The organism is Thermodesulfobacteriota bacterium, from assembly GCA_039028315.1.
Lineage (GTDB): Bacteria > Desulfobacterota_D > UBA1144 > Nemesobacterales > UBA2774 > CR02bin9.
On record JBCCIH010000149.1, the window covers coordinates 1 to 6,267 of the forward strand.

6 protein-coding genes are annotated in these 6,267 nt (G+C 40.1%); 3 read left to right on the forward strand and 3 right to left on the reverse strand.

The window, feature by feature from the left end; genetic code table 11:
- Both AAF462_09210 and AAF462_09215 read left to right on the forward strand, forming a co-directional pair.
- Window positions 1-744 (forward strand): site-2 protease family protein (locus AAF462_09210; protein ID MEM7009295.1); only part of this gene is annotated, 744 nt, incomplete at its 5' end.
- A gap of 186 nt (window positions 745-930) precedes the next feature.
- Window positions 931-2,232, forward strand: coding sequence for a citrate synthase (locus AAF462_09215; GenBank protein MEM7009296.1), 1,302 nt, complete (start codon window positions 931-933; stop codon window positions 2,230-2,232).
- 16 nt (window positions 2,233-2,248) lie between these two features.
- Here the strand turns inward: AAF462_09215 and AAF462_09220 are convergent, their stop codons facing one another.
- The 3 genes from AAF462_09220 to AAF462_09230 are packed head-to-tail and all read right to left on the reverse strand — an operon-like array spanning window position 2,249 to window position 4,461.
- Window positions 2,249-2,563 carry a hypothetical protein gene (locus tag AAF462_09220; protein ID MEM7009297.1) on the reverse strand — a complete coding sequence of 105 codons (315 nt, stop codon included), beginning with the start codon at window positions 2,561-2,563 and terminating at the stop codon, window positions 2,249-2,251.
- Between the two features lie 54 nt (window positions 2,564-2,617).
- Window positions 2,618-3,388 (reverse strand): hypothetical protein, encoded by a 771-nt coding sequence (locus AAF462_09225; protein ID MEM7009298.1) that lies wholly within the window; start codon window positions 3,386-3,388, stop codon window positions 2,618-2,620.
- 44 nt (window positions 3,389-3,432) lie between these two features.
- Window positions 3,433-4,461, reverse strand: coding sequence for a M42 family peptidase (locus AAF462_09230; GenBank protein ID MEM7009299.1), 1,029 nt, complete (start codon window positions 4,459-4,461; stop codon window positions 3,433-3,435).
- A 183-nt stretch (window positions 4,462-4,644) separates the two neighbouring features.
- Between AAF462_09230 and AAF462_09235 the strand changes: the two genes are divergently transcribed.
- A partial coding sequence (locus tag AAF462_09235) for a choice-of-anchor I family protein (protein ID MEM7009300.1) occupies window positions 4,645-6,267 on the forward strand: 1,623 nt, incomplete at its 3' end.

A 6,267-nucleotide genomic window follows, 5' to 3' on the forward strand; every position in this document is an offset into this window, starting at 1 on the left:
AAGGATGGAGTTGATATAACTCCTCCTTATTTTATTCCGGCGCCGCCGATAATTTCACCAATTGGAACTTTTGGTGCCTTTATAAAAATCAAATCGCCTATATCTACAAAAAGGGCATTATTCGATATTGGAATAGCAGGACCGCTTGCAGGCATAGTTGCTTCCATACCGGTCTTGATTATAGGAATTAAACTATCAACAACCGTACAAATAGAAGAGCATCTTACATCTGAAGGTGGGCTTGTTCTCGGAACACCAATAATAATGGGCCTTTTCTCTGACGTTTTCTTTGGACCAATCCCAGAAGGATATGATTTATATCTTCACCCTGTTGCCTTTGCTGGTTGGGTAGGGTTATTTGTCACGGCGCTTAATCTAATTCCATCGGGGCAGCTTGACGGGGGGCATATAACTTACGCACTGTTTTCAAAAAAATATCATAAGTACATTTCAATGGCGATGATAGCGCTACTTTTAATTTTTGGAATTGGGACCGAACCATTGTTACAAGCAGGAGCTAACATATTCGGAAGCGGATTTGAGTGGTTCACTCAGAGTGTGCCGGTGCTAGAAGGATGGCCGGGCTGGATTCTATGGGCAGTGCTATTAATTTTAATGGGAACCAGACATCCGCCCACTATGTATGAGGACACCGATCTTAGCTGGCAAAGAAAAGGACTTGCTGTTTTATCTCTACTTATTTTTATCGGTTGCTTTACACCTATGCCGATTAAAATTGTATAATGGCAAAAAATATTTTTTGCAAAAATTTGAAAAAACTGAAAATTTAGGTAACTTCTTTGTGATTCGAAATTTCTTTTCGGGGTGTTTCGAATCTTAAACCCAAGTAATAACTAGAAATAAAATTGATATAAAAAAAGAATACTAAAATTCATTGCAGTACTTTCACTGTAAGAAGGAGGAAATATCGTGGCTAAGTCCAAGGCTAACAACACGTTAAGCATTACAGATAATAGAACAGGGAAATCATATGAACTCCCTATCGAGAATGACACAATTAAAGCAATGGATCTAAGGCAGATCAGAGTTAAGAAAGATGACTTTGGTATGATGAGTTATGATCCGGCATACAGCAACACAGCTTCATGTACAAGTAGGGTTACTTTTATTGATGGAGACAAAGGAGAGCTTATGTACCGCGGCTATCCTATAGATGTTCTAGCTAAGAAGAGTAACTTTCTTGAGGTTTCCTACCTCTTACTTAATGGAAAACTTCCAAACAAAAAAGAATTCAAAGAGTTTGAGCAGAATATCACAAACCACACAATGATTCATGAGAACATTAAACATGTGATAGACAGCTTTAGATACGATGCGCATCCAATGGGAATGCTAATGAGTACAGTAGCTGCTCTCTCAACTTTCTATCCGGAATCTAAAGACATATTCAATGAAGAGATAAGAGAAACACAAATTTATAGATTAATAGCAAAGATGCCGACACTGGCAGCTTTTGCTTTCAGACATTCCATGGGAATGCCGTATGCATATCCGGACAATGATCTAAGCTATGCAGGTAATTTTATGAATATGCTCTACAAGATGACTGAGCTTAAATATAAGCCAGACCCAATTATAGAGAAAGCCATTGATGTTCTCTTTATTCTCCACGCTGATCACGAACAAAACTGCAGTGCGAGCGCAATGCGTAATGTAGGTAGCTCACACCCCGATCCATACGCTGCTACAGCAGCCAGTATTGCAGCTCTATATGGACCACTACATGGTGGTGCGAACGAAGGTGTACTACAGATGCTAGCAGAAATCGGAACTAAAGATAACATTCCAAAAGCAATCAAAGCAGCCAAAAATGGTGAATTCAGACTAATGGGATTTGGCCACAGGGTGTACAAATCCTACGATCCAAGAGCAAAGATAATCAAAGACATTGCTCATCAGGTATTTGAAGTAACAGGTAAAAACCCATACCTAGACATTGCAATCGAGCTTGAGAGAATTGCTCTTGAGGATGATTACTTTGTTAAACGTAAACTATATCCAAATGTGGACTTCTACTCTGGTCTTATTTATCAGAGCATGGGTATTCCAGTTGAAATGTTCACAGTGCTATTTGCAATCGGACGTACACCAGGATGGCTAGCGCAGTGGAAAGAGCTTCTACTTGATCCAGAGAGAAGAATTGCTCGCCCAAGACAAGTTTATCTCGGTGATAAGAATAAGAAATATGTTCCAATGAGTAAAAGAAAATAACTAATGGCTTGGTGGGTTAAGTGCTCGAGAAGTGCTTTCCTATCACGTTATTATAATAATAGTTAATCAAGTGTTCTAAAGAGGCGATAAATATATTTACCGCCTCTTTTTTTTTGTCTCCACTTTCTAAATTCTGCAAGCCTTCTTTAAGAGAATCGGCAAGCTCATGTTTATCTTCTCTTAGTATTGCTTCAATTAGCCCTTGGTCCTGGAGATCATATTTTTTATCTTCAAGGCCTTTTGTTAAAGAGCTTATTACCTCCTCGCAATCTAGCTCTGGATGATCTGAGACTGCGCTTTTAAATACTTCTATGAGTTCATCTATATACATAACTATGCTCCTTACTTGCTAAATGTTATAAGCACAAAATGAAAAGTAAATAAATTATTTTTGTTCCTCTTCAATCTTAGCCATAAGGTTAAGTGCAAATCTTTTGTTTAAGTACCAGTCAGGGTAAAAAGCCGGCTCTTTATCGTTGATAAGGTCCTGGAGAACAGCTATCGCCTCATTGTATCTTTTTTGCTTTCTTAGGTTCATGGCTAAGTATAGTTTCGCAGAGGAGAGGTGCGGGTCAACAAACAGAGCCCTTCTTAAATAAATTTCAGAAACCTTGTTGTCACCGCCCAATATTGACGGCAAAAATAGATAAAGCGCCCCCTGCATACCAAGCCCGTAGCAGTGATTAGGATCAAGCTCTAGTATGGTGTCCAGCTCTCTTCTTATCTCCGGGAGCATAAAGAGTGAGTTAAGCACGCCTTTGGTCTCTCCAACCAAGGCTAGATTTGCTACATAGAAGAAATGAGCATCGGGATTATCCGGTTCAATTTCAATTGCACGCTTTGCAATTTCTCTTCCAGTCTCAAAAGCTTTTATTTTTCCTTCTTTTGTGCGTTCACGAACATAACCATAAGTAAGCCAGACACGAGATAAAAAGATGAGAGCTTCTATATTATTAGGATCCTTCTCAATAATATCGTCTGTAATTTCCATAGCTCTGTCTATATTTAGACGGTTTCTATGATATGTGGACAATACAGCTCTAGCATCTTCAACACTAAATTGACCACTAGGACTTGGGCTAGTTATATTTGGGGAATCAATTGCATATGACACTTGTGGTGCAAAGAACAAAGAAAATGTAATTATTAAGAGCAAAGGTGCGCGAAGTACCATATTATAAGCTTAACAAAACTGCTCCACTATTTCATCTTGAAATTTTTAATATCTTCTAAAATATGGTGTATGAGATTTATTGTATGCTCAATATCGGATTTGTATGAAAGGCAGCTCGGGCTGTGTAGATAACGAGTTGGCACTGATACCACGGCGACTCTGCTTCCTGTGCCTGTAACCTGCATAGCTGTAGCATTGGTGCTTCCAGCCTTCTTAACGGTAATCTGATATGGAATTTTCTTTTTCTTGGCAATATCCATAATAAAGTAACTAAATGGCCTATGAGCTACGAGGAATCTATCTGAGAGTCTGATCTCAGGACCTTTTTCCACATTCGCAAGAGTCTTATGCTCTGAGACTCCCGGGAAATCCATGGCGACCGTACCCTCTAGTGCTATAGAAAAATCAGGTTCTATTGCCGGTGTAATCACATGCGCTCCTCTGAGACCAACTTCTTCTTGTACAGTAGCAGTAAGGTATAGATCACATCCCAATTTGGGCTTTTTTCTAAGCGCTTCAAGCATTACGAATAAGCCAACCCTATCATCAATCGCTTTAGATATTACAGCATCCTCAGTTTCCTCAAATGGAGGGTAGAAGGAGACTACGTCTCCTACGCTGACAAGTTTATGAACTTTATCGGCTGATAGGCCTACATCTACAACACAGTCTTCAATATCAGGAACTTCTTTGTTATTACCATTTCTACTTATGTGAGGAGGTATAGCTGCTACCATACCGACAAGATTTTTCTTTCCATATATAACCAAACGCTGACCATAAAAAACGCGTGGATCCATGCCCCCGAGAGGTGATACTCTCACAAATCCTCTTTTGTCTATATGACTTACCATAAAGCCAACTTCGTCAGTATGAGCATCGAGCACAACTTTAGGACCCTTGCCGGGTATATGCGCAATTATATTTCCGAGCGCGTCTTCATGAACTTCTTTGGTAAGTTTTCCAAACTCTTTTTTTATAATCTTTTTTACAGGATCTTCGGCCCCAGGCATAGCTGAGGTTTCACATAACAGTTTTAGGAGTTTTATATTCATAGCGGGATTCATTATAACCAGAAAGCGGTTTTATTCAAACTCATTATGATCAAGGTAATTTTCTATTTTTAAAGACATATAAAGCAACTTAATTCTAAATTTGCCAAGAGTTAACAATACCTTAATGCCATTTTAACATTCAGAAATATATCTTATATAGATCGATTAAAAGGAGGAATTAACATGCGAAAATTTATGATCTTAAGCATATTGGCTATAGGCTTGTTTTTTGTTACTTCATGCGACGACGATAATGGTAACGGCGGAGGCAATACAGGTGGAGAAACCACACCGCTTGAAGTTTCATTGTCTGTGATAGATACATTTGAAACCGGTGAATTTGATGAAAGTGCAGCTGAAATTGTAGCACATGATCCGATCTCCCAAAGACTATTTGTAGTAAATGCAAATGACGACCGTGTTGATGTATTAGATATCTCTGGAGTCCCTAGCACTGCAAGCCTTGATGCTACAACATCCGGAATACTCTTAAATTCATCGATCGACGTATCACAAGATGTGCCTGAAGCTGGGGGTATAAATAGCGTAGATGTAGGCAATGGACTGGTAGCGGTAGCGGTTCAAAACGACGATGACTCTAAAAATGGTTTTGTTGCGTTCTACGATTCACAAGGAAGCCCTCAGAATGTATTTAATGGCGGAACCCAAAATTTCTTGGAAGTAGGAAACCTTCCAGATGCAGTTAAATTTTCTGATAGTGGTAACAGAATTATAGTATCCAACGAAGGAGAGCCGGGAGAAGATGCACTAGAGAATCCTGTTGACCCTCCAGGCACAGTGAGCATTATTGATCTTGCAAATGGCTTGGCAAATGCAAATGCTATCACTTTTGGCTTTTCTAGCTTTGACGGGAACATTGACTCTGATGTTAAGCTTGAGCCTGGCAAATTGCCATCAGTAGATTTAGAGCCTGAATTTGCTGCAATCGCTCCAGATGGTCAGACAGCTGTTGTCGTGCTACAAGAAGCCAATGCAATAGCCGTTGTTGATATGCAGCAAGCAGTTATCACAGATGTGATTGCGCTTGGTTTTAAAAATCACAGTCTTCCAGGAAACGGTATCGATGCAAGTAACGAGGACGGCATAATCAACATTCAGAACTGGCCAATTCACGGTATGTATCAGCCTGATGGAATTGAATCATATAGCGTTGGCGGCCAGACATATTTCGTAACAGCAAATGAAGGTGATGCTAGAGACCCAGAGGAAGCCCGCGTTGCAGATGTCGAGCTTGACCCGGCAATTTTCCCAAACGCTGCCGCACTTCAGCTAGAAGAAAATCTTGGAAGAATAAACATCACAACCTGGCTAGGAAATAATGACGCCGATGATGAGTTTGAAGAGCTATTCTCTTTCGGAGCAAGATCCTTTACCATTTGGGATGCAAACGGAAATCTAGTTTGGGACAGCGGCGATGATTTTGAACAGATCACAGCAGCTGTACTTGCAGACAATTTCAATTCCACAAATGATGACAACGACTCATTTGACAATAGAAGCGATGATAAAGGGCCTGAGCCCGAAAATCTAGATATCGGAAAGATCGGGGATCAGTACTTTGCGTTTATAGGGCTGGAGAGAGTAGGGGGAATTATGACCTACGATATTACAGACCCTAACAATCCGATTTTTAATGACTATATCAACAACCGTAACTTCAGCGCAGATGCCACAACATCTGAGGCGGGCGATTTAGGCCCTGAGGGCATTTTATTTATAAGCGCTGCTGACAGCCCAAATGGCGTTCCGCTCTTGGTTGTTGGAAATGAGGTTAGCGGTACTACA

Bases quoted from the DNA above. Each gene is read 5' to 3' on its own strand.
- AAF462_09220 (MEM7009297.1), bottom strand. From the start codon at position 2,563: ATGTATATAGATGAACTCATAGAAGTATTTAAAAGCGCAGTCTCAGAT.
- AAF462_09230 (MEM7009299.1), bottom strand. From the start codon at position 4,461: ATGAATATAAAACTCCTAAAACTGTTATGTGAAACCTCAGCTATGCCT.